The 22,938-nt window shown below is 49.6% G+C and carries 21 protein-coding genes and 1 riboswitch; of the genes, 16 read left to right on the forward strand and 5 right to left on the reverse strand.

Annotated features, from left to right (window positions below):
* Positions 1-15 precede the first annotated feature (15 nt).
* Together DXA36_RS21160 and DXA36_RS21165 are read left to right on the forward strand one after the other, a co-directional pair.
* The gene (locus DXA36_RS21160; protein ID WP_118681432.1) at positions 16-564 is read left to right on the forward strand and encodes a BMC domain-containing protein; all 549 of its coding nucleotides are present in this window, start codon (positions 16-18) and stop codon (positions 562-564) included.
* A gap of 36 nt (positions 565-600) precedes the next feature.
* A complete protein-coding gene (locus DXA36_RS21165) occupies positions 601-1,368 on the forward strand; it encodes a DeoR/GlpR family DNA-binding transcription regulator (RefSeq protein WP_118681433.1) in 768 nt (255 codons plus the stop codon).
* Here DXA36_RS21165 and DXA36_RS21170 read toward each other — a convergent pair.
* Positions 1,343-2,335, reverse strand: a complete 993-nt coding sequence (locus DXA36_RS21170) for an AraC family transcriptional regulator (RefSeq protein WP_118681434.1) — start codon at positions 2,333-2,335, stop codon at positions 1,343-1,345. The genes DXA36_RS21165 and DXA36_RS21170 overlap by 26 nt on opposite strands.
* Positions 2,336-2,610: 275 nt before the next feature.
* Between DXA36_RS21170 and rhaB the strand changes: the two genes are divergently transcribed.
* From rhaB to thiD, 6 genes are all read left to right on the forward strand, one after another.
* Positions 2,611-4,017, forward strand: coding sequence for a rhamnulokinase (gene rhaB / locus DXA36_RS21175; RefSeq protein WP_118681435.1), 1,407 nt, complete (start codon positions 2,611-2,613; stop codon positions 4,015-4,017).
* A 114-nt stretch (positions 4,018-4,131) separates the two neighbouring features.
* Positions 4,132-5,388, forward strand: coding sequence for an L-rhamnose isomerase (locus tag DXA36_RS21180; protein ID WP_118681436.1), 1,257 nt, complete (start codon positions 4,132-4,134; stop codon positions 5,386-5,388).
* Between the two features lie 121 nt (positions 5,389-5,509).
* Positions 5,510-5,616: riboswitch (TPP riboswitch) on the forward strand.
* A 111-nt stretch (positions 5,617-5,727) separates the two neighbouring features.
* Positions 5,728-7,035: a phosphomethylpyrimidine synthase ThiC gene (thiC, locus tag DXA36_RS21185; RefSeq protein ID WP_118681464.1), complete on the forward strand. Its 1,308-nt coding sequence runs from the start codon at positions 5,728-5,730 to the stop codon at positions 7,033-7,035.
* A 126-nt stretch (positions 7,036-7,161) separates the two neighbouring features.
* The gene (gene thiM, locus DXA36_RS21190; RefSeq protein ID WP_118681465.1) at positions 7,162-8,028 is read left to right on the forward strand and encodes a hydroxyethylthiazole kinase; all 867 of its coding nucleotides are present in this window, start codon (positions 7,162-7,164) and stop codon (positions 8,026-8,028) included.
* Positions 8,025-9,329 carry a thiamine phosphate synthase gene (thiE, locus tag DXA36_RS34070; protein WP_118681437.1) on the forward strand — a complete coding sequence of 435 codons (1,305 nt, stop codon included), beginning with the start codon at positions 8,025-8,027 and terminating at the stop codon, positions 9,327-9,329. The genes thiM and thiE overlap by 4 nt, the downstream gene beginning before the upstream one ends.
* Positions 9,298-10,101 carry a bifunctional hydroxymethylpyrimidine kinase/phosphomethylpyrimidine kinase gene (gene thiD / locus DXA36_RS21200; RefSeq protein WP_118681438.1) on the forward strand — a complete coding sequence of 268 codons (804 nt, stop codon included), beginning with the start codon at positions 9,298-9,300 and terminating at the stop codon, positions 10,099-10,101. Before thiE ends, thiD begins: the two co-directional genes overlap by 32 nt.
* Here the strand turns inward: thiD and DXA36_RS21205 are convergent.
* Entirely contained in the window at positions 10,081-10,467 is a 387-nt protein-coding gene (locus tag DXA36_RS21205) for a M48 family metallopeptidase (protein ID WP_118681439.1), read from the reverse strand. The two genes, thiD and DXA36_RS21205, sit on opposite strands and share 21 nt — an antisense overlap.
* Positions 10,468-10,791: 324 nt before the next feature.
* Here DXA36_RS21205 and DXA36_RS21210 point away from each other — a divergent pair, with 324 nt between their 5' ends.
* From DXA36_RS21210 to DXA36_RS21240, 7 genes are all read left to right on the forward strand, one after another.
* Entirely contained in the window at positions 10,792-12,150 is a 1,359-nt protein-coding gene (locus DXA36_RS21210; RefSeq protein WP_118681466.1) for an MATE family efflux transporter, read from the forward strand.
* A gap of 30 nt (positions 12,151-12,180) precedes the next feature.
* Positions 12,181-12,828 (forward strand): thiamine diphosphokinase, encoded by a 648-nt coding sequence (locus DXA36_RS21215; protein WP_118681440.1) that lies wholly within the window; start codon positions 12,181-12,183, stop codon positions 12,826-12,828.
* 164 nt (positions 12,829-12,992) lie between these two features.
* Positions 12,993-13,517: an RNA polymerase sigma factor gene (locus DXA36_RS21220; RefSeq protein WP_118681441.1), complete on the forward strand. Its 525-nt coding sequence runs from the start codon at positions 12,993-12,995 to the stop codon at positions 13,515-13,517.
* Positions 13,518-13,520: 3 nt separating this feature from the next.
* Positions 13,521-14,339 carry a hypothetical protein gene (locus DXA36_RS21225; RefSeq protein WP_118681442.1) on the forward strand — a complete coding sequence of 273 codons (819 nt, stop codon included), beginning with the start codon at positions 13,521-13,523 and terminating at the stop codon, positions 14,337-14,339.
* Entirely contained in the window at positions 14,327-15,199 is an 873-nt protein-coding gene (locus tag DXA36_RS21230; protein WP_118681443.1) for an ABC transporter ATP-binding protein, read from the forward strand. The genes DXA36_RS21225 and DXA36_RS21230 overlap by 13 nt, the downstream gene beginning before the upstream one ends.
* Entirely contained in the window at positions 15,196-16,293 is a 1,098-nt protein-coding gene (locus DXA36_RS21235) for a hypothetical protein (protein WP_118681444.1), read from the forward strand. The genes DXA36_RS21230 and DXA36_RS21235 overlap by 4 nt, the downstream gene beginning before the upstream one ends.
* Complete coding sequence (locus DXA36_RS21240; protein ID WP_118681445.1) at positions 16,290-17,105, forward strand: hypothetical protein; 816 nt, start codon at positions 16,290-16,292, stop codon at positions 17,103-17,105. The genes DXA36_RS21235 and DXA36_RS21240 overlap by 4 nt, the downstream gene beginning before the upstream one ends.
* On the opposite strand, the gene DXA36_RS21245 is transcribed toward DXA36_RS21240, so the two are convergent.
* A complete protein-coding gene (locus tag DXA36_RS21245; protein ID WP_118681446.1) occupies positions 17,094-17,756 on the reverse strand; it encodes a YitT family protein in 663 nt (220 codons plus the stop codon). The two genes, DXA36_RS21240 and DXA36_RS21245, sit on opposite strands and share 12 nt — an antisense overlap.
* 226 nt (positions 17,757-17,982) lie before the next feature.
* Here DXA36_RS21245 and DXA36_RS21250 point away from each other — a divergent pair, with 226 nt between their 5' ends.
* The gene (locus DXA36_RS21250; protein ID WP_118681447.1) at positions 17,983-18,849 is read left to right on the forward strand and encodes a MerR family transcriptional regulator; all 867 of its coding nucleotides are present in this window, start codon (positions 17,983-17,985) and stop codon (positions 18,847-18,849) included.
* Between the two features lie 78 nt (positions 18,850-18,927).
* On the opposite strand, the gene DXA36_RS21255 is transcribed toward DXA36_RS21250, so the two are convergent.
* Together DXA36_RS21255 and DXA36_RS21260 are read right to left on the reverse strand one after the other, a co-directional pair.
* Positions 18,928-20,706 carry an ABC transporter ATP-binding protein gene (locus DXA36_RS21255; RefSeq protein ID WP_118681448.1) on the reverse strand — a complete coding sequence of 593 codons (1,779 nt, stop codon included), beginning with the start codon at positions 20,704-20,706 and terminating at the stop codon, positions 18,928-18,930.
* Positions 20,707-20,711: 5 nt separating this feature from the next.
* Complete coding sequence (locus DXA36_RS21260; RefSeq protein ID WP_118681449.1) at positions 20,712-22,454, reverse strand: ABC transporter ATP-binding protein; 1,743 nt, start codon at positions 22,452-22,454, stop codon at positions 20,712-20,714.
* Positions 22,455-22,938: the final 484 nt, after the last annotated feature.

Genomic DNA, 22,938 nt, shown 5'->3' on the forward strand with positions numbered 1-22,938 from the left:
GAGAGGTAAGAATATATGAGCAAGGCTATAGGCATGATTGAATTTAAAACGGTTTCCGCAGGAATTACCGCTGCGGATGTGATGGTAAAGACGGCGGATGTGGAGCTGCTGGAAGCGCAGACGGTCTGTCCGGGAAAGTACATTGCTTTAGTCAGCGGACAATTAAGCGCAGTGAATGCAGCGGTGGAAGCGGCGGGAAAGGTGAGGGAAGAAGAGCTGATTGACAGCTTTGTTCTTGGAAATCCCCATGAAAGTATTTTTCCGGCTATTTACGGAGCTACGCAAATTGATAAAATCAGTGCCTTCGGCATTCTGGAAACCTATGACGCGGCGTCTATTATCGTGGCAGCGGATGTGGCGGCTAAAACGGCAATCGTAGATCTGATTGAGCTTCGTATCGCCAAAGGGATGTGCGGAAAATCCTATCTGATACTGACCGGGGAGGTTGCGGCGGTGGAAGCGGCCATAGAAAAAGCAAAACAGTCCGTCGCGGGTAACGGAATGTATCTGGATTCGTCCGTGATTGCCCACCCGGATGAACAGATCTGCCGTTCCATTTTGTAACGCATATCGATAAGGCATATAAGGGAAGGGTTGCTTATGTTAGCAGTAGAGAGAAGAAATCTGATTCTTGAAAAGCTGCAGGAGGATAAAAAGGTTATCGTCAGCGAACTGAGCCAGGAATTCCAGGTATCCGAGGAAACCATCCGAAGAGATTTGGATAAGCTGGATAAGGACGGACTGGCGGTAAAAAGCTACGGCGGAGCGGTATTAAATGAAAATACCAGCCTGGATATGCCCTTTAATATCCGAAAAAAAAATAATCCTGCAGGCAAACAGCGGATAGCCAAAATCGTGGAAACACTCATCGAGGACGGGGATCATATTATCCTGGATCCCAGCACGACAGCCGTATTCATCGCCAAGGCACTGAAGCAAAAGGAACGTCTGACGGTAATCACCAATTCCATTGAAGTGATTCTGGAGCTTTCCGATGTGGCGGACTGGAATATTATTTCTTCAGGCGGAAGCCTGAAAGAAGGATATCTGGCGCTGGTGGGGCCAAGGGCTATCGAAGGCCTGGGAGCCTTCAATGTGGAAAAGGTGGTCCTTTCCTGTAAAGGGCTTGATATGGAAAAAGGAATTACGGACGGGAACGAACTTTTTTCCCAGGCTAAGCAGACGATGCTGAAATCCGCCAAGCAGTGTATTCTGGCGGTAGATCACACAAAATTCGGAAAAGTGGCATTTTCCAAAATCTGTGACATCAATCATATCCAGGTGGTGGTTACCGATGAAAAGCCGTCCGATACCTGGCTGGAGCTGTTCGAACGCTCCGGTATCACCTGTCTGTATCCGGAGAACTGACCGGCTCATGGGAAAGACGGTAGGTGCGCGGCGTCATGCCGAACTGCTCCCTGAAAATCCGGTGAAAATAACTTGTGTTGTCATACCCCACAGACGCGATGATTTCCTCCACGGGAAGCGTGGTTGTGGTAAGCAGAAAGGCTGACTGGTTCAGCCTTTTTGTCTGCAGTAAGTTCTTAAAGGTTTTTCCCGTCATCCGGCTGATCAGCCTGCTTAAATAATAGGCCGGTTCCTTCAGCTGCGCGGAAAGCTCATCCAGCGTGGCTGTCTTATAATTTTCTTCCACATATTTCATTGCCGTAAAGACTATATTCTGTTCATGCTGCCCCGGATCGTCCTGATTGATTTTATCCGTATGGTTCAAAAGCTGGAGAAACAACAGTCCCATGGTGGTCTGATTGATATTCCTGCGGTTCGGCTGGCGGTATACCAGAGACCATATCAGGTTTTCCACTAAATTCTGTATGGGCAGGACCTGGCTGACATGAAAATGAAGATAGTCGGTAAAGCTGCGGTTTTTTTTCAGCGAACCCACCAGGAATTCCCGCAGCGCACTCCGTTCGTCCATCATCAGAAAGGTTTTGTCAAAAAATTCGGGAAGGACGATAAAATTAACCGCAATATCCTCTTCTTTGGCAGGAAGGATTTCCTGCGTGGCGTTCTGGTTCAGGAACAAGAGATCACCCGTGTCCAGTGTGACCTTTGTCGTCTTATTTATGATGTGGGTAGTGGTTCCGCTGCACATGTATATGATTTCTATATAATTATGTCTGTGGCTGGGAAACCGTACAAACCGGGTATGGGGCCTGATATCAATCAGCTTTCCCGCATCCAGCATCTGGCGGCTGTCCACGATGAAATCGTCTTCGGCGGTATAAATGCTTTTCTGTACCTTCGTCGCCCCGGCAAGGATCTGCTTTTCCTCGGGGGAGATCACCTTCAGTTTGTTTAAAAGTTCCTGGTTCATGTGTGTCCTTTCCTGCTTTCCATATAGTGAGGAAGACCGGCGGTCTGTCCGGAGGACTTTCCCCGTCTGGCGGGGAAAGACTGAGTAAGGTTATCATACCATTTTGCTTTTTATAAGTCAAAGAGCCAGAGGGGGCAGATAAAAAAAGTGCAAATAAGGACGGTAAATTTGCAATCCCCGTCCTAAAAAAAGGAGGATGCCGGTAGTATAATAAATAGAGTGATGTCAGGATTACAAAAGTGTGGCGGTAAGTCACGGGAAGGAATGAGTGGATTATGGCTGAATATTATCTTGCGGTAGATATCGGGGCTTCCAGCGGCCGTCATATTCTGGGGCATCTGGAAAACGGCAGAATGGAACTGGAAGAGGTATACCGGTTTGAAAACGGTATGGAGAAAAAGGACGGTCATCTGTGCTGGAATATCCCTGCGCTGTTTCGTGAGATCAAAGAAGGGCTGAAGGCCTGTAAGGCGGCGGGAAAGGTACCGAAGTCCATGGGAATCGATACCTGGGCGGTGGATTATGTGCTGCTTGATAAGCAAGATCGGATTCTGGGCAATACCTATGGTTACCGGGACGGCAGGACAAAAGGAATGGATAAAGAGGTTTACCGGGTCATTCCGGAGGATGCGCTGTATGCCAGAACCGGGATCCAGAAACAGATTTTTAATACCATTTACCAGCTTATGGCGGTTTCAAAACAGGAGCCGGAGAATATGGAGAAAGCCGACTGGCTGCTGATGCTGCCGGATTATTTTCATTTTCTGCTTACAGGGAATAAAATGTCCGAATATACCAACGCCACATCGACCCAGCTTGTCAGCCCCGAAACCAAGCAGTGGGATTATGAACTGATAGAAAGATTGGGATATAACCTTGCTGTTTTCCACCCCCTGCATATGCCGGGAACCGTGGTGGGACCTTTTTCCAAAGAGGTGGAGGAAGAAGTGGGCTTTTCCTGCGAAGTGGTTATGCCTGCCACCCATGATACGGCATCGGCGGTTATTTCGGTGCCGGCCCTCACGGAGGATTGTCTGTACATAAGCTCCGGGACATGGTCTTTGATGGGAATCGAAAATGACAGGGCTATTTGTACGCCGGAGAGCAGAAAACGGAATTTTACAAATGAGGGCGGCTATGAATACCGTTTCCGTTATCTGAAAAATATCATGGGGCTATGGATGATACAGTCCGTACGTCATGAGCTGGAAGATAAGTACTCCTTTGCCGGGCTTTGTGAGATGGCGGCACAGGAAAGTGATTTCCCATCCCGTGTGGATGTAAATGACGACGCTTTTCTGGCGCCTGAAAATATGACGGAGGCGATCAAAGCCTGCTGCAGAAAAAATGGATGGAAAGAGCCGGAAACCACCGGACAGATCGCGACGGTTATTTACCAGAGCCTGGCGGAAAGCTACGCGGAAACCGTGCGGGAAATCGAATCGTTGACGGGAAGACATTTTGATTCCATCAATATCGTGGGCGGCGGTTCCCATGCGGCCTATTTGAACCAGCTTACCGCAGATAAATCCGGCTGCTGTGTCTATGCCGGTCCCGGTGAAGCTACCGCAATCGGAAACCTGGCGGTACAGATGCTCAAGGATGGTAAATTCGCAGGGCTTGCCCAGGTACGCGCCTGCATCTATGAGTCCTTCGGCGTGAAAAAGTATGATCCCAGCTGAATGACAGCTGGTTTCCTCCGGAAACGGAGAGGGGCCAATGCCGGAAGGCAGTAATCCTATTATAAAAAAAGTGTTAAGAGACACGGTGTCCCTGGAGGACGGAAAGGAAGATTTATGAACGTAAAAGAAAGATACGATTCTGCGAAGGAAATGTATGCGGCGATGGGTGTGGATACGGACAAGGCAGTGGAAACCCTTGAAAAAATTGCAATTTCTATGCACTGCTGGCAGGGGGATGATGTAACCGGTTTTGATCAGAAGGGGCCTCTTACAGGGGGAATCCAGGCTACCGGAAATTATCCCGGAAAGGCCGGAACACCGGAAGAACTGATGGCGGATATCGATAAGGTATTCAGCCTGGTACCCGGCAGGCATAAGCTGAACCTGCATGCCAGCTATGCTGTGTTTGAAGAGGGCGAATTTGCGGACAGAGATAAGCTGGAGCCCAAACATTTTCAGAAATGGGTGGATTTCGCTAAGGAAAGAGGAATCGGCCTGGATTTTAACCCCACCTTTTTCTCGCACAGTAAGGTAGTGGACGGACTTACCCTGTCCAGCCCTATTGATGAGGTGCGTAATTTCTGGATTGAACACGGAAAAGCGTGTGTCCGCATTTCCCAGTATTTTGCGGAAGAACTGGGCGTTCCCTGTGCAATGAATATATGGATCCCGGACGGCTACAAGGATATTCCTGCCGACAGAATAGGCCCCAGAGCCAGATTTAAGGATTCCCTGGATCAGATACTTTCTATCCCTTATGACAAAGCAAAGGTTCTCGTATGCCTGGAATCCAAGGTGTTCGGCATCGGCCTGGAATCCTATACCGTAGGTTCCAGTGAATTCACCATAAACTATGCGGCTAAGAACGGTATCATCAGCCTGATGGATAACGGGCATTATCATCCGACGGAGCTGGTATCCGATAAAATATCTTCCATGCTTCTGTTTAATGAGAAGATTGCCCTCCATGTGACACGGCCGGTCCGCTGGGACAGTGACCATGTAGTGCTGTTTGATGATGAAACCAAAGAAATTGCCAAAGAAATCGTTAGAAATGACGCCATTGACCGCGTTCTTCTCGCCCTGGATTTCTTTGATGCCAGCATTAACCGTGTGTCCGCGTGGACAGTAGGCATGAGAAATATGCAGAAGGCCCTGTTATACGCCCTTGTTTCTCCCAACAAGCAATTCAAGGAGCTGCAGGATACCAACCAGTTTACCGAACTGATGGCAATGCAGGAGGAAATGAAGACCTATCCTTTCGGTGATGTCTGGGATTATTTCTGCGAAAAGAACAATGTGCCTGTAAAGGGTGACTGGTTCAAGGAAGTGAAGAAGTATGAAGAGGAAGTGCTTTCCAAGAGAGCATGAGCGGTGACCGTTCAGACAAGTACGAACGGTAATCACAGGCCCGTCAGACGCACATTTGACAAAAAACGGCAGTCATGATATGATAACCGACAGAACAATACCGGTACCGGTATTGCAAAATACATATGTTCAGGGGAGCTTGTGAGCAGGCTGAGAGGAAGTAATCCAACTTCGACCCTTAAACCTGATTTGGGTAATGCCAACGTAGGAAGAAGTGAGAGATCAGTTTATCAGCGGAGTATACCTATAGGGGTATGCTCCGTTTTTTTGGACTTTCCTCCGGATACAGACATTTCTCCTCCGAATCAGGCCCTCCTGAACAGGAAAGAGGGAAGCAGGATGGATTATGCTACACAGATGGAGGCGGCACGTAAGGGAATCCTTACAGAAGAGATGAGAATTGTTGCCGGAAAAGAAAAGCTTTCAGAAGAACTTCTTATGCGGCTTATGGCAGAGGGAAAAATCATCATTCCCTGTAATAAGCTTCATAAGTCCCTGGTGCCTAACGGGCTTGGCTCGATGCTGAAAACGAAAGTCAATGTGAATCTGGGGACCTCCAGGGATATGACGGATTTGGAGATGGAATATGAAAAAGTGCGCAGCGCCGTGAATATGGGTGCGGAGGCCATTATGGATCTGAGCTCCTTCGGTGATACCCGGAAATTCAGAAGGTATCTTACGCAGAATTGCCCGGCGATGATCGGAACGGTGCCTATCTATGATGCGGTGGTTTCTTATCACAAACCGCTGATGAAGATAACCTCACGGGAATGGATGGATATCGTGCGCATGCATGCGGAGGACGGTGTGGATTTTATGACGATCCACTGCGGCATTAACCGGGAAACCGCCCATAAATTCAAGAAAAACAAAAGGCTGACCAATATCGTTTCCAGAGGAGGCTCCATTCTTTTCGCCTGGATGGAAATGACAGGGGAAGAAAATCCTTTTTATGCCTATTTTGATGAAATCCTGGATATCTGCCGGGAATATGATGTTACGCTGAGCCTGGGAGACGCCTGCCGGCCCGGCTGTCTGGCGGATGCTTCAGATGCGTCCCAGATTGAGGAACTGATTACTCTGGGAGAACTGACAAAAAGGGCCTGGGAAAAGGCGGTGCAGGTTATGGTGGAAGGGCCGGGACATATGCCGCTGAACCAGATTGCCGCCAATATGGAAATCCAGAAAACACTTTGCCACGGCGCCCCCTTTTATGTGCTGGGGCCGATAGTGACCGATGTGGCTCCGGGTTATGACCATATTACCGCCGCTATCGGCGGCGCGGCCGCAGCCGCAGCCGGGGCTGCTTTTCTGTGCTATGTGACCCCGGCGGAGCATCTGCGCCTCCCGGATTTGGCGGACGTGAAGGAAGGGATTATTGCTGCCAGGATTGCCGCCCATGCGGCAGATATTGCCAAAGGGGTACCGGAAGCGATGTCCTGGGATAATTCCATGAGTGAAGCACGCAAGAGGCTGGATTGGAACGAAATGTTCCGCCTCGCCATGGATCCGGAAAAAGCCGTAAACTACCGGGAAGCCTCCAGGCCGGAAAAAGAGGATACCTGCAGCATGTGCGGAAACTTCTGCGCGGTGAAAAACATGAACCGGATTCTGGACGGAGAGATTGTGTCCATTTTTGAAGAATAAGAGTAACAGGGATAAAACCGTTACGAGCAAGATGAGAAAAGAGGGATAAATATGCAGACAGAGACAAAGCATTCCATGGAACAGAAGCATTCCATGGAACAAAAAAATTCCATGGAACAAAACACTATGGCGGCTTTTCCGGAACGGGTAAAAAACCAGGCACCCCTTATCCATAATATCACGAACTATGTTACTGTAAACGATTGTGCCAACATTTTGCTGGCCTGCGGGGGTTCTCCTATTATGGCCGATGATTTGCAGGAAGCGGAGGAAATCACCTCCCTTTGCGCCGGGCTGAATATCAATATAGGGACGTTGAATCAGCGTACGATACCCGCCATGTTGGCTGCGGGAAAAAAAGCAAATGCCTGCGGGCATCCGGTGCTTCTGGATCCGGTTGGAGCGGGCGCCAGCCGGCTGCGTACGGAAACGGCGGAGAAGCTGTTGAAGGAGGTGCGTTTTACGGCGATACGGGGAAATATTTCCGAGATCAAAGCGCTTGCCCTGGGGATGGGGACGACCAGAGGGGTGGACGCGGACGGTATGGATGCGGTTACGGATGACACTCTGGATGCGGCAGCGGCGTTTACCGGTGCATTTGCCCGGAAAACCGGGGCTGTGGTGGCGGTGACCGGGGCTGTGGATATGGTAACGGACGGGAGTGACATGTATGTCATAAGAAACGGCCATCCTATGATGCGTAAAGTGACAGGAACGGGCTGTATGCTCTCCGCCATGATAACCGCTTATCTTGCTGCAAATCCCGGCTGCCCCCTGGATGCCGTTGCCGCCGCGGTATGTGCGATGGGAATCTGCGGAGAACGGGCCTTCAGCAGGCTGACTCCGGAAGAGGGGAATGCCGCATACAGAAATTATATCATTGATGCCGTATATCATATGGATGGGAAAACATTGGAAAAAGGGGCAGAATTCCGGAAATATAGGCTGGAGGCAGACGGTACTATGGCGCTTTCAAAAGGAGAACAGCCATGAAATGTGAGAAAAGAACCCTGCTTCTGTATGCGGTAACCGACCGGTCATGGGTTGGGGATAAAACGCTTCGCTGGCAGGTGGAAGAGGCTTTGAAGGGCGGGGTTACCTGTGTCCAGCTCCGGGAAAAGGATATGCCGGAGGAGGATTTCCTGAAGGAAGCAGAGGAAATAAAAGTGCTTTGCCGCAGCTATGGTGTCCCTTTTCTGATCAATGATAATGTGACTTTGGCTGTCCGCTGCAAAGCGGACGGCATCCATGTGGGACAGCGGGATATGCAGGCCGGAGAGGTACGCAGAAGGATTGGGGATGCTATGCTGCTGGGAGTATCGGCCCAGACAGTGGAACAGGCGGTGGAAGCGGAAAAAAACGGAGCCGACTATCTGGGAGTCGGCGCGGTGTTTGCCACCTCCACCAAAGCGGATGCGCAGGAGGTTACACTGGATACACTCCGGGAAATCTGCCGTGCGGTTTCCATTCCGGTCTGCGCTATCGGCGGGATCCATAAGGGGAACATGCATGAACTAAGAAACACAGGGATTGACGGAGTGGCTCTGGTTTCCGCTGTTTTCGCCAGCCCTTCTATACAGAAGGATTGCAGAGAACTGCTGGGACTGGCAAAGACCCTGAAACAAAGAGGCGCTGTTTTTGATGCGGACGGAACCCTGCTGGATTCCATGTCCGTCTGGGATACATTGGGTGCGGATTATCTGCGCACAAAGGGGCTTTCTCCCCGGAAGGATCTGGAGGAGCAGTTAAAAAACAGGAGCCTTCACCAGGCGGCTTCTTATTTTCAATCGGCTTATGGAATAACGGATTCGCAGGAAACGATCATAGAGGATATCAATGGCATGATCGCCTCTTTTTATTGCAGTAAGGTACAGCTGAAGAAAGGCGTGAAGGATATGCTGGAAATGCTGCGGAAGGAAGATATAAAGATGTGTGTGGCTACCGCAACGGATAAGAACCTTATAGAGGAAGCGCTGCGAAGAAACGGGATTCTGGATTGTTTTGAGGAAGTTCTCACCTGTGCGGAGGTCGGTGCCGGAAAGGATGAACCTGCCATCTTCCGGGAAGCCCTGCGCATTCTCGGAACGGCAAAAGAAGATACGGTGGTATTTGAAGATGCTCTTTATGCGGTGCGGACGGCAAAAAAGGACGGCTTTTTGGTAGCGGCGGTTTATGACCCTTCTGCGGCCGATGAGGAAGAAAACCTTCGGAAGCTGTCGGATTATTACATCCGATCTTTTGACGAAAGGATAACTATATTTGATGAAAAAAATACTTACGATTGCAGGCTCTGATCCCAGCGGCGGAGCCGGGATACAGGCGGACATAAAAACCATCACGGTGCACGGCCTGTACGCCTGCGCCGTGATAACCTCCCTGACTGCACAGAATACCAGAGGCGTATATGGGATACGGGACGTGGAACCGGATTTTGTGGCGGCTCAGTTGGATAGTGTCTTTTCGGATATTTATCCCGATGCGGTTAAGATAGGAATGGTATCCGGGAAAGGAATCCTGGAAGTGATTCTGAATAAGCTGAGGCAGTACCGGCCGTCCCATATCATAATTGATCCGGTTATGGTATCCACCAGCGGCCGTGAGCTGCTTTCTTACCGGGCGCGGAAGCTTATGGAGGAGGAATTGCTGCCTATGGGAACGCTCATTACACCGAATATCCCCGAAGCACAGACTCTGACCGGCCTGTCTGTCCAAACAGAAGCGGATATGGAGGAAGCGGCGGAAAGGCTTGCCCTGCGCACCGGAAATGCCGTACTGATAAAAGGCGGGCACCGGGAAGGGGAAGCGGCGGATATTCTGTTTTGCGGCGGAAAGGTATCCCGTTTTGTATCTCCGCGTATAGAGAATCCCAATACACATGGTACCGGCTGCACCCTTTCTTCCTCCATCGCCTGCCATATGGCGGAAGGGAACGATATAGAGGAGAGCATACGAAAAGCAAAAGAATACCTGAACGGAGCGCTTGAGGCAATGCTTGATCTGGGGAAAGGGAATGGACCCCTGAATCATATGTACGCCATAAGAGGTTCAGGTATCCAGAATAAATAGTTCCGATCCGTGCTCCTTCAGCCATTTTTTATGATCGTTATAATCCGGCATGACATCCGCCACCGCATTCCAGAAATTCCGGGAATGATCCATATGCTTCAGATGACAAAGCTCATGGACCACCACATAATCCAACACTTTGGGAGGGGCCATCATAAGCCGCCAGTTAAAGGAGAGGGTACCGCGGCCTGAACAGCTGCCCCAGCGTGTCCGCTGGCCCCGTATGGTAATGCGTTTATAGGTACCGCCCGTAAATTGTTGATAATATGCCGCTCTCATAGGAAAATACGATGCCGCCGCCTGACGGTATCTTTTTTCAAATGCCTGTTTCTGGGAAACGGTCATGTCTGCAGGGAAAGTAAACATAGCAACCTCATTTTCTGTCCGGAGTATATCTTATGCGGTTCCTTCTGCCCGGCTAAAAACGCAGGGCGGGACACGGAACCGTAATCAGTGATAATCATACAATGCCAAAATAGATTTTAACATAAAATCTTTTCAACAGGGGAAAAAGTTGCTACAATAGAAAAGAATGTATTCGTTACAGATTACGGAGTGAACAGTATCATGTATTATGTAATGAGTACGGGACATGCTGTGAGAAAAGGAAACAGAAAGGAAATGTGCCCGAACTGGTGCTGCCCGCTATTGTTACCGGCCGGATGGAGCACAAGGGGCGGGAAAGAAAGAATGGTGAAGAAGAGAGCACGAAAATGGAATATGCTGGAGGATTCTCCCGGAATTACCCTGTTCCTGTTTGCCCTTCCGATGATCCTGGGCAATCTGTTCCAGCAGTTTTATAATATGGTGGATTCCATGATTGTGGGGCAGTTTGTGGGGGAGAAGGCTCTGGCTGCCGTAGGCGCTTCTTATGCGCTTACAAATGTATTTGTAATGATTGCGATCGGCGGGGGGATCGGCGCTTCCGTCATAACCTCCCAATATCTGGGAGCCGGCGATACCGGAAAAATGAAAACCTCCGTTTACACGGCGCTCCTGACCTTCCTTGCTGTGGGAGGCCTGCTGGGGGTATTTGGTTTTTTGATGAACCGGCAGATATTGGTATGGCTGAATACACCGGACGATATTCTGGTAGCGGCGGGGATCTACCTGGGAATTTATTTTCTGGGAATGCCTTTTTTGTTTATGTATAATATCCTTTCCTCTATGTTCAATGCGATGGGAGATTCCAGAACGCCTTTGTGCCTGCTCATTTTTTCCTCCGTATTAAATATTTTCCTGGATCTGTGGTTTGTAACGCAGTTCGGGATGGGAGTGGCAGGTGTGGCGATAGCAACGGTAATTGCGCAGGGAACGGCGGCTGTCATATCCTTTCTGCTGCTGATGCACCGCCTGCGCAGCTTTGAGGCCAAAGGGACTGTGCCGGTATATGATGCGGGAATTCTCGGTTCCATGGTAAGGATAGCGCTTCCGTCCATTTTGCAGCAGTCCATCGTTTCCATCGGCATGCTGCTGGTACAGTCTGTGGTAAATGGATTCGGCTCTTCGGTTCTTGCCGGTTATGCGGCCGGTACCAGGATAGAGTCCATTTGTATTGTTCCCATGATATCCACGGGAAACGCGATGTCTACCTTTACGGCCCAGAATATGGGAGCTGGAAAGCCGGAACGCGTCCGCAGAGGATACCGGGCCGCCTATGCCATCACCGGCGGTTTTGCGCTTTTAATCGGCCTGCTTCTGTTTTTCTTTGATAAGCAGATTATCGGTGCATTTATGGACAGCCAAAGCGGTACGGTGGCATTTGAAACGGGTACGGGATATTTATCTTTTATTAAGTTTTTCTTTATCTGTATCGGCCTGAAGGCGGTTACGGACGGAGTCCTCCGGGGAGCCGGGGACGTGGTGGTATTTACGCTGGCGAACCTGGTGAATCTGGGAATCCGGGTATCCGGGGCATTCCTCCTTGCGCCTGTGATCGGAGTGGCGGCGGTATGGTATGCGGTGCCGGCGGGATGGACGGTGAATTACCTTATATCCTTAGGCAGGTATCTTACCGGAAAATGGAGTAAAAAAAATCTGGTCGGTTAAATCGGATTATAAAAGAAAAGGAGAACAGCTATGGCAGGTAGATGTGTGATTATCGGGGCAGGGGATCTGACCGTTTCGGAAATTCCTCTTCATGAAGGGGATTTTATAATTGCGGCGGACGGCGGTTTTGGCTATTGCAGATATCTGGAAATAGAACCGGATATGATCATGGGAGATTTTGATTCCATTGATGAGCGCAATCTGGAATCCATTATGGAAATGCGCGCCCTCCATCCCGAAAAGGTGAAGGTGCTTCCTGCGCAAAAGGATGATACGGATATGCTGGCGGCCATTAAAGAAGGGCTGCAGAGGGGATTTACGGAATTCGTCATTTACGGGGGGCAGGGAGGCAGGCTTTCCCATACCATGGCAAATATCCAATGCCTGGCCTATTTAAAGGAGAAAGGGGCAAAAGGATATCTGATGGACGGAAACGGTATGATACTGGTAGCCAGAAATGAAACCGTTAGCTTTAAAAAGAACCTGGAGGGCTTTCTGTCCTTGTTTTCCCTTGGGGAGAAGGCGGAAGGAGTTACCATCCGTAATATGAAATATCTTCTCGATAAAGCGGTTGTCACCAATGATTTCCCGGTTGGGGTAAGCAATGAATTTATCGGTAAGGAAAGCAGTATTACCGTGGAAAACGGCATGCTGCTGATAATGATAGACTGGAACTGAACAGGCATGGAAAAAGGCAGGAGAAAAAATCTTCTGCTTTTTTAAAACCTTTTTTTCTAAAAAGAAGTTATATAAGGTGTAACGGTGTTACAGTACCGACCTGTCTTAACCGTTACGTAACAAGACTGCACGTTGCCATTGAATACACTAAAGGGGCCTCTTTCGTGGACGATACAAAATTGATCAGGGAAATACATAAGGGAAACACATCACTGCTGGAACAGGTGGCGGAAAAATACTATGACGATATCTACCGGTTCTGCTGTTATCAGACGGGGAGCCGGGAGGATGCCTATGACTGCGCCCAGGAAACGTTTATCCGCTTTATCCGCTATGCGGACAGCTACCGGGATAACAACCTGAAAGGGTATCTGCTCACTATCGCCAGAAATGTCTGCCGGGACTATTTTAAGTGTGCAGCAAGGGAACAGGAATTCATAAATGGACAGATGGATCAGGTGGCAGAAGAAAAAGGGGTGTCATGGACAGAGGAACCATATTACCATGATACGCTGTTAAAGGCCCTTGGACTTCTTCCTGCGCTGCAGAGGGAAGCTTTGATCCTGTATTATTATGATGAACTGAAAATACGGGAAATCGCCCGGATTACGGAAACGAATGCGGCTACGGTTAAATCCAGGCTGCATCAGGGAAAGATCAAGCTGAAGAAGCTATTGGAGGAGGCCTGAGAAATGGATTTCGGTAAAAAGAAACAGAACGGCTGGTCCAGGAAGGAGGGCAGGGCGCTCTTCGGAAAAGGGCCGGAAGTGGATCCAAACCGAAGGGCAGCGGCAATGGAAGCCGTCCGTCTGGAAATTGACAGAAAGAAAACAAGCTATACGCCGTCCGCCGCGGAAATATTCCGGACCGTGCTTTCAATGATATCCGCTGATTACTGGTATTTACAGGCAGCGCTGCTGTGTCTGGGAATCTGGATCGCCGGCAGGGCGGATGTCCTGTATCTGCCGGTAAGCCTGCAGACAGGCGCAGCAAACAGCCGGGAACTGTTGCTGCTGCCGACACTGTCTGCTTTGCTGGCACTGATAGGGATAACCGGATTTGGGGAACTTGCCAAAAGCTTTGCCTGCCGTATGGCGGAACTGGAGCAGAGCTGCTATTTGAATCTGCGCCAGCTGCTGGCAGTGAGGATGGCAATAACCGGATTGCTGAATCTTTTGTTTCTGGCATGCTTTATCGGCGTGTCCCAGGGAAGGCTGCAGGCGGGACTGCTTCGGGTGAGCCTCTATCTGCTGACACCGTATGTATGCAATATGCTGTTGTATTTTACCGCTTTTACCTTTGGACGGGGGAGAGGGAAGCTGCTGCAGATAAGCATTCTTTTGGCTGCCGGCTGTCTTTCCTTTTTGCCGGTACTGCTTCCGGGCCTTTATGAAATATCCGCTCTTGGCTTGTGGATAGCCGCCCTTTTCGGAGCTGCCGCGCTTATGGCCGCAGAGATTGTTTACCTGACCAAAGAACTGGAAAGAGGAGAAAAAATATGCTGGAACTGACACTGAATCAGGTTACAAAAAAATATAAGGATACCTGTGCGGTAGATCATGTAGATGCCGTCTTTACCCATGGCGTTTACGGTCTGCTGGGCGCAAACGGCGCCGGCAAGACCACGCTGCTCCGTCTTATGTGCGATATTCTCAGGCCGGACGAGGGAGCCGTTATGCTGGATCAGAATCCAATCGGCAGGCTGGGGGCCTCCTACAGACGCTTACTGGGTTATCTGCCCCAGGATTTCGGATTTTATCCGGATTTCACCGCAGAAAGATTCCTTTTGTATATGGCGGCACTGAAAGCGGTTCCCGCTTTGGAAGCAAAACAGAAAACCGGAGAACTGCTGGCTATGGTAGGCCTGGAGGACAGTAAAAGGAAAAAAATCAAGACCTTTTCCGGAGGGATGGTACGCCGCCTGGGGATTGCGCAGGCAATGCTCAATGACCCGGAAATTCTTATACTGGATGAACCTACAGCCGGACTGGATCCCAGGGAGCGCATCCGGTTCCGGAATATTATCAGTTCCTTTTCCAAAGACAGGATCGTGATCCTTTCCACCCATATTGTTTCGGATGTGGAATACATCGCAGATGAAATCCTGCTCATGAAAAAAGGAAAATTCCTGCAGCAGGGAAGTGTGGAAAATATCACAAAGCAGGTTCAGGGCCGGGTGTGGGAGATTGTGACGGATCCCGAAGGCGCACAGCGGATGAGCGGTATGTATGCGGTGAGCAACCTGAAGAACCAGGGAGATAAGGTAGCCATGCGTATCCTTGCGGAGGAATGTCCGGCACCGGAGGCAGTGTGTGCGGCGCCGGTGCTGGAGGATGTCTATTTGTATTATTTCAGGGAGGAGGCGCAATGATGCTGCTGCGGACAGAACTGGAGAAATTGTGGAAACGGCCTGTCCTGTGGATCGGGTTTGCCGTTTCCCTGCTGGTTGGAAGCTATCTTACCTGGTCCATGCTGCCCACTGTAGTTACCGGAGAAGAGACGCTTACAGGCCGGAAAGCCGCAGAATACAACCGGCGCCTTACGGCGGAATATGAGGGGTATCTGACAGACGAGAAAGCCGAAGCGATAATCGCAAGGTTTGGTTTTGCACGCTATGATGAGGACGGGAGATGTGTGTACGGTAACTTTCTGAACCGCTTTGTTACAGAAAAAATGTCAGATTACAGCGGAGAAGGACGGAAAGCCTCACGGATTATTCCGTTAACAGATCAGGAAAGCCGTTTGGGAGCCTGCAGCTACAGAGACAGTATTTATTTTGCCTGTACACAAGGATGGGATGAACTGTGGGAAATTTTTATGGGATTGGCCATAGTCTGGGGGATCACCGTAGTAATTTTGCTGGCGCCTGTATATTCCTCGGATAAAATACTCCGCACGGCTCCGGTGATAAGAGCGAGTGCCGAGGGAAGACGGAAAATGGTTCTTGCCCGGCTCGCCTCCTCCTGGCTTGTCGCTGCAGGCGGCTTCTTCCTGCTGGCATCGGTTTTGTTTCTTGCATGCGGCTTTCTGTATGGTTTTGAAGGGCTGAAGGCAAATATCCTCTGTCTGGACGCTGCTCCCTATATGTGGCCCAAGTCTGTAACGGTAGGAGGCTTTTTGTTTGGGATCTATCTGCCCCGGGCGGTATTGGGCGTTACGGTGCTTGTGCTCTTGGTTTCCGGTATTTCCGCCTGCTGTGAAAGGACCCTGTCCTCCGTATGTATCTCCGCCTTCGTGTTTGCGTTTCCCGTTGTGAGAAATATGCTGATGGTATTTACCTTTCTCACTCCGCTTTTTTCTCTTCTGGTATATGGGATGCCATTTTATATGATGATACCCCTTTATAATGCAGGCAGAAGCCCTTACCGTATTTTGCAGGCTGTGGCAGCTATCCTGTTCTGCCTAGCGGGACTGTGGATGGTGTATGACGGTTGGTGCCGTAACAGAAAGGAGCACGGAAGATGAGATTATATTTGTTTGAACTGGAGAAAATATGGAAAAAACCGCTGCATTTAGCTGCGGTTTCCGGTTGTGCCGTGTTTACATTTGCTATATGGTGGATGTATGCCGAACAGGCGGACTATAGTGTGGGGGAAGGCGCGGCAGCGCTCCTGCTGCTTCTGGGAGTTCACGGTCTGTTTGCGTCCCTGCTGTCTATGCTGTTCACAGCCCCGTTATTTGCAGAAGAATACAGCCGTAATATGCAGGGACTGCTGTGGACATCAATGAAAGGTAGAAAGGAAACGGCCTGGAGCAAGGCGGCCGCCGCCGTTACCCTGTCGCTGATGGTTTATATGGGTTTCCTGGCGGCTGATTTTCTATTCGTTTTCTGCGTCTGGGGAGCGTCAGACTGGAGCGGCGGCCTGGGACAGCCGTCATATGCATGGCTGGATACCACACTTACCGTTTCGCTGGGAACGGCAACGGCTGTGGCTGTTTTAACGGGAAGCTGTGCGATATTGCTCATTGCCGGGTGCGCTTACTGTATTTCCGCTTGTTCGGAGACTCCGTTTAAAGCGGTCAGCATCTTGGGGATTTCCTATTTTGCGGGAGGTATTCTGTTTGACTGGGGCGTCAGGGCGGGAGTCCCTCTGGCGGCAAGGATTTTTTCCTTTAGCCCTGCGGTTCTCTCCGGTTTCCAGATGTACAAAGGACCCTGGGAGGAGCAATGGTTTGGGGGAGGTTATATACTGCTTGTACCTGTGGTTACGGCATCGGTGTGCCTGCTTTTGTTTGCCGCCGGCGGCCGGAGGTTCTGCAGAGGGTTATTCCTGTGAACAACGTGCCAAACGGATGTGCTTGCGCACGCGCTGTTTCCATGTTTCCAGGCTGAAATCCTGGATAAAGTCGATGAGCAGTGAGGAAATGGTTACAGTGACAAAGGAATAGGCAATACGGCCAAGGGGGATATAGGTCAGGGAAAGAAGGAGCACCGTAATATCCGTTGCCAGATAGGCACGGGCGATTTTACACCGGGTGAGCTTCGAGATAACCATTGCCAGGGCGTCGTCCCCTCCGCTGGAAGCTTTCTGCCTGACCACAAGACCAACGCCGATTCCGACGAAAAAGGCTCCTGCAACCGCCGCCGCAAGGGGATGTTCGGTCAAATCCGGGAACAGGTAAGGAAGGCTTTCCCACAGCTTCAGAAAACCTGCGAGGCAAAGTGTTGCAGCGATGGAACGGATGAGGAAATCCTTACCCAGATACCGGAAACCGAACAGATAGCACAGGGCATCCAGCAGCGGTGACAACAGGGCCGCAGGTATGGCGAACCAGTAATTGAGCAGAAGAATCATGCCGAGGACACCGCCTTCCGTAATATGAACCCGTTTATGGATATTCACCATGCCAAACGCCAGGATAGCAGTGCCGGCCAGAATGGATAACACAGTTTTCAAAGGGAAGATGTCCTTTAGACTTTGAAGCATTTCCCTGTAATTCTTTTGTAATATGGTACGCAAAATAAAACCTCATTTCTTTCTTACGCAAACTTCGCAGTTGACGAAGGAGCTTCCGCCGGCTGCCTGCGAAGTTTGCGTATCTTATATTTTCGGATGTAAAATAACTATAAACTCTGGTATAATACCAAGGTCAATGTTTTTTTGCTTTTTGTAATGATTACAACGATAAAAGGGATGGAAGGCAGGCGCAATTATGAAAGATTACTATACAATCGGTGAAATTTCAGAATTATACGGGATCGGTACGGATTCTCTTCGTTACTATGAGGAAATCGGCGTACTGGAACCCAAGAGAGGAAAGAACGGCTATCGGCTGTACCGTCTGAAGGACATCTGCCGCCTCAATATCATACGGGATCTGCTTCAGCTGGGATTTTCCATGAAGCAGGTAAAGGCGTACATGGAAAGTCTGAATCTGGATAACACCATGCGTATGCTGGAGGATGAAAAGAAATCGATCCATCAGCAGAAGGAGAAACTCAGGCTTGCGGAGCAGTCAATTGAGAAACGAATGGAACATATCATGAAATACCGGAATGAGGAGGAGGCTTCTTACCGGGAGGTTCCCTATCCAAACAGGTATTGCCTGCAGCTGAACGAGGATATAACCAGGGACGATGAGGTTGATTTTGCCATAAAAAGGCTGCAGAAGAGACATGAAGATAAAATCCGCAGCATCGGGGATCAGAATTTCGGCGCCAGCCTTTCGGCCGCGGATGTGAAGAACGGAATCTATTATTTGTTTCATTCCGTATTTTTTATCCTGCAAAGCGGGGAAGAAGGAAGCAGCGGCTTCCGGGAAAATTATGATTTCCGGGGAAATTATGATTTCCAAGGAAATTATGATTTCCTTTTACCCAAAGGCACTTATCTGTGTACCTTTTACCGGGGAGAATACCGGCAGTCCCCGCAGCGTGCGCTGGAGCTGCTGGAAGAAGCTTCCCGGAGAGGCTACAGGATAACGGGCGATATTCTGGAACTGTATCCTATTGATAACCGGTATACGATGAAGCCGGAGGAATTTGTGACCGAACTGCAAATCAGAGTGGAAAAGGCGTGACACAAATCAAGGAAGCCCTCCGCCGGTTTAAACGGCGGAGGGCTTCCTTTTGGAAATGCCGGAGAATGGATTCCCTGGCTATATGACATTTTTAAACTGGCTCATATACAGATGGTAATAAGCGCCCTTTTGAGCCATCAGCGAAGCGGCGTCACCTTCCTCAGCGATAGTGCCGTTGTCAATGACAAAAATGCGGTCTGCCTTCTGAATCGTGGAAAGCCTGTGGGCGATAACAAAAGAAGTACGCCCTTTCAGCAGGTTTTCGATACCTGCCTGCACCAGCAGCTCCGTTTTGGTGTCGATGCTGGAGGTGGCTTCATCCAGAATCAGAATGCGGGGATCGGATACCATCGTGCGGGCAAATGCCAGAAGCTGCTTCTGGCCAATGGACAGGCCGCCGCCTCTTTCACTTAGAAACGTATCATAACCGTTATCCAGTTTCATAATGAAATCATGGGCGTTTACCGCTTTCGCAGCGGCGATGATTTCATCATCCGTGGCATCCAGCTTCCCATAGCGGATATTATCCTTGATTGTTCCCGAAAACAGGAAATTGTCCTGGGTCATGATACCCATCTGATGCCGCAGGCTTTCAATGGATACCTCACGGACATCATGGCCGTCAATATAGACATGGCCCTCCTGGATATCATAGAAACGGCTGATCAGATTAACAATGGTGGTTTTACCCGCACCTGTCGGGCCTACCAGAGCAATGGTTTCTCCCGGACGGATATGGAAGCTCACCTGATTCAGGATTTTGGTTATGCCGTCATAGGAAAAAGTGACCTTATCGAACACCACATCTCCCTGTATCTGGGGAAGCTCCTTCACATCATCCTGATCGGTGATAGCAGAGGGGGTATCCATAATTTCAAATACCCGTTCCGCACCTGCTATGTTGGTTATCATCTGGTTATAGAAATTGCTCAGGTTCATAATAGGATGCCAGAACATGGAAATATAAGTTCCGAAGGCAATAAAGGTACCGATGGACACCTTTTCCGCCCCGATTATGATAATTCCTGTGAAATAAAGGGAAACAATACCGATTCCCCAGCAAAAATCGATGACTGAGCCGATCGCATCATTCAGGCGGACGGCATGGATAAAGGAATCCCTGTGTTCCTTAGTCAGTTCGCGGAAGGTATCCATGGTTTCTTCTTCCGCCCCGAAGCTCTGGATGATGCGGATACCCGAAAGATCCTCATGAACGAACGCGTTCAGGTTGGAGGACTTCTTCCGGTGGATCTGCCACCGTTTATGGGAGCGTGTCTGGATGTACCAGATACAGGCGGCCATCAGGGGAAGGCTTATCATGGAAGCCGCCGCAAGCCCCGGATTTTTAACAAACATGATAGCCACTACAGCGCAGATGGTAATAAAATCCGGAATCAGCGTGGTGACGCAGTTGGAGAGTACATCCTTCAGGGAATTGATATCACCGATAATGCGGGCAAGTATTTTCCCGGTGGGGCGGCTGTCAAAAAACTGGAAGTCCAGTGTCTGGATGTGGCTGTACAGCTCCTGACGGATGGTGACCAGGATGCTGTTGCACACCTTAGCCATGACATACATACGCAGCTTGATTCCCAGAACCATGATCAGATTCAGGACTATGGCAAATAGGATCAGACGTCCAAGGCCGGTAAAATCCCCTCCGGTGATATAGTCATCCACCGCAGACTCCATGATCAGCGGATTCAGAAGGGTAACGACAACGCAAAACCCCATAATAAACAGAACACCTACAATCTGGCTCTTATAGGCGAGCAGATATTTAAAGAGGCGTCCCAATGTCGCCAGTTTTCCGACTTCTATTGTTTTTTCGTCATCTTTATATGAATTAACAGGCATGTGTTTTACGCCTCCTTTCTCTCCTGGCCGGTACCGAGCACACCATATTGTGCCTGCCAGGTTTCATAATACAGGCCCTTTTGGGAAAGAAGGCTTTCGTGTGTCCCCCGTTCCCTGATAGAACCGTTTTCCAGTACAATGATTTCATCCGCATTGCGGACTGCGCTGATACGATGGGCGATTATCAGCTTAGTTGTATTTTTTAACTCCAGCAGTGCCTGCTGAATGGCATATTCCGTTTCCATATCCAAAGCGCTGGTGGAATCGTCCAGAACCAGAATGGGGTTTTTCTTGGCGATAGCCCTGGCAATGCTGATACGCTGTTTCTGCCCGCCGGAAAGCCCTACCCCCCGTTCCCCGATAACTGTTTCATACTGTTCATCCAGCTTCTCGATGAATTCGCTGGCTTGTGCACAGGCGGAAGCCCCGCGGATGGTAGAGGCATCCACGATACCCCGTTTCCCCAGTTTTACGTTTTCGCTGATGGTATCGGAAAAGAGGAAAACATCCTGCATAACAAGGGAAATGTTGCTGCGCAGCTGTTTTAAGGACAAATCCCGGATGTTCACATCATCCACATAAACATTTCCGTCCGTAGCGTCATACAGGCGCTGGAGCAGCTGTATGATAGAGGTCTTTCCCGCGCCGGTGGCTCCCATGATGCCGATTGTGTTGCCGGGCTGGACGCAGAAGGAGATGTCATGGAGGATTTCGTACCCGTCTTCCTTATGAAAGGATACATTTTTGAATTCCACCTTCCCCTTTACTGCGGGAAGCACCTGCACATCCCCAGGCTCTGTAATGCTGGGTTTTACCTGATAAATTTTCCTGATTTTACGGTAGCTTCCCACGGCAGAAGAGAAGTCGTTGGAAAGCCATCCCAGCATTTCCATCGGCCATACGATATTCATGGAATACTCCACAAAGGCGCTCAGGCTTCCGATGCTCAGTTTACCCTGAATGACCAGACCGCCTCCAAAAAACAGGATGATCAGGGGCAGCAGCTTTGTAATCAGGGAGAAGTAAGGATAATATTTAACAAAAACCTTGGACTGGCGCATATTCAGTTCATAATAACGGTTGTTATGGGAAAGGAATTTCCCGATTTCATATTTTTCTCTGGCAAACGCCTTAACCGTCCGCACTCCTGCCAGGTTTTCTTCCGCTACGGTATTAAGCACCGCGTTTTCTTCACTGATATCTTCATAAATAGCGCCCAGACGGCGTTCTTCAAGAACGGCGATCGTACCGGTAATCAGCATGGCGGCAGTTGGAATCAGCGCCAGCTTCCAGTTCAGGCGGTACATGCAGAAGAGCACGATGCCGGTATGGAAAATCACCTCCAGGATGAGCATGCTCACATAACTGACTGCGTTCCAGATACGGTCAATGTCATCCTTGACACGGGACATCAATTCCCCCGTATTTGTTTTATCAAAAAAATCGGCGCTCAGCGACTGGATATGGGCAAAAAGATTCTTGCGCATTTCCGTGGCGATGGAGGAGCCTATCCGGTCGAAGGTAAATTCCTTGGTATAGCCGAATACACAGCGGCCGGCGCCCACAAGCAGTATGCCGCCCAGCAGGTATTTCAGGCTTTCCATCCGCCCGCCTACGATGACATCATCAATGATATGCTTGGTGAGCTGTGGTGATATCATATCCAGGGATACGGCGATCACCATGGAAACAAACCCGCAAAGATAACCGAATTTGTGCTCCATTAAGTAACTGGATAACTTTTTCATAATTGTGTCAAATCCCCCTTATGTAAGATTAAAATTAGGATTGGAAAGAAAAGAATGAGGAAGCAGAGGATGCTTCCGGGCGTGGTGAAGGCGGTAAAACGGCCCTGGGAAAAGGTCTTATCCATAAAGAAAAGGCGTTTTTCCACAAAAAAACCACGCCAGAATTACCTGTCGTGGTAAAATGCCGCTTTGGCCCCTTATGAAGCAGGAATACGGTGGAAAACAAACCGTATGAACCTTTTAAGAAGTGTACGAAGCGTTATTATACCAAGAGGCAATTCCCAGTCTGTTCTCATTGTCCGATAGTGCAGCGGCCTTTCTGTTTCCGTTAGACATAGGTTTTACCTCCTTTTCTTAAAATTTGTTTCGGTTACAGAGTAATTATACCTTACCACTGTGCCGTGTGTTTTGTCAATCGCCTTTTTAAAATTGGGTGCAGATAAAAAAGTTTGGCATCCCCCGGCCCTGCTTCCCTGTGCGTCCT

The sequence above is a fragment of the Eisenbergiella sp. OF01-20 genome (assembly GCF_003478085.1).
Taxonomy (GTDB): domain Bacteria; phylum Bacillota; class Clostridia; order Lachnospirales; family Lachnospiraceae; genus Eisenbergiella.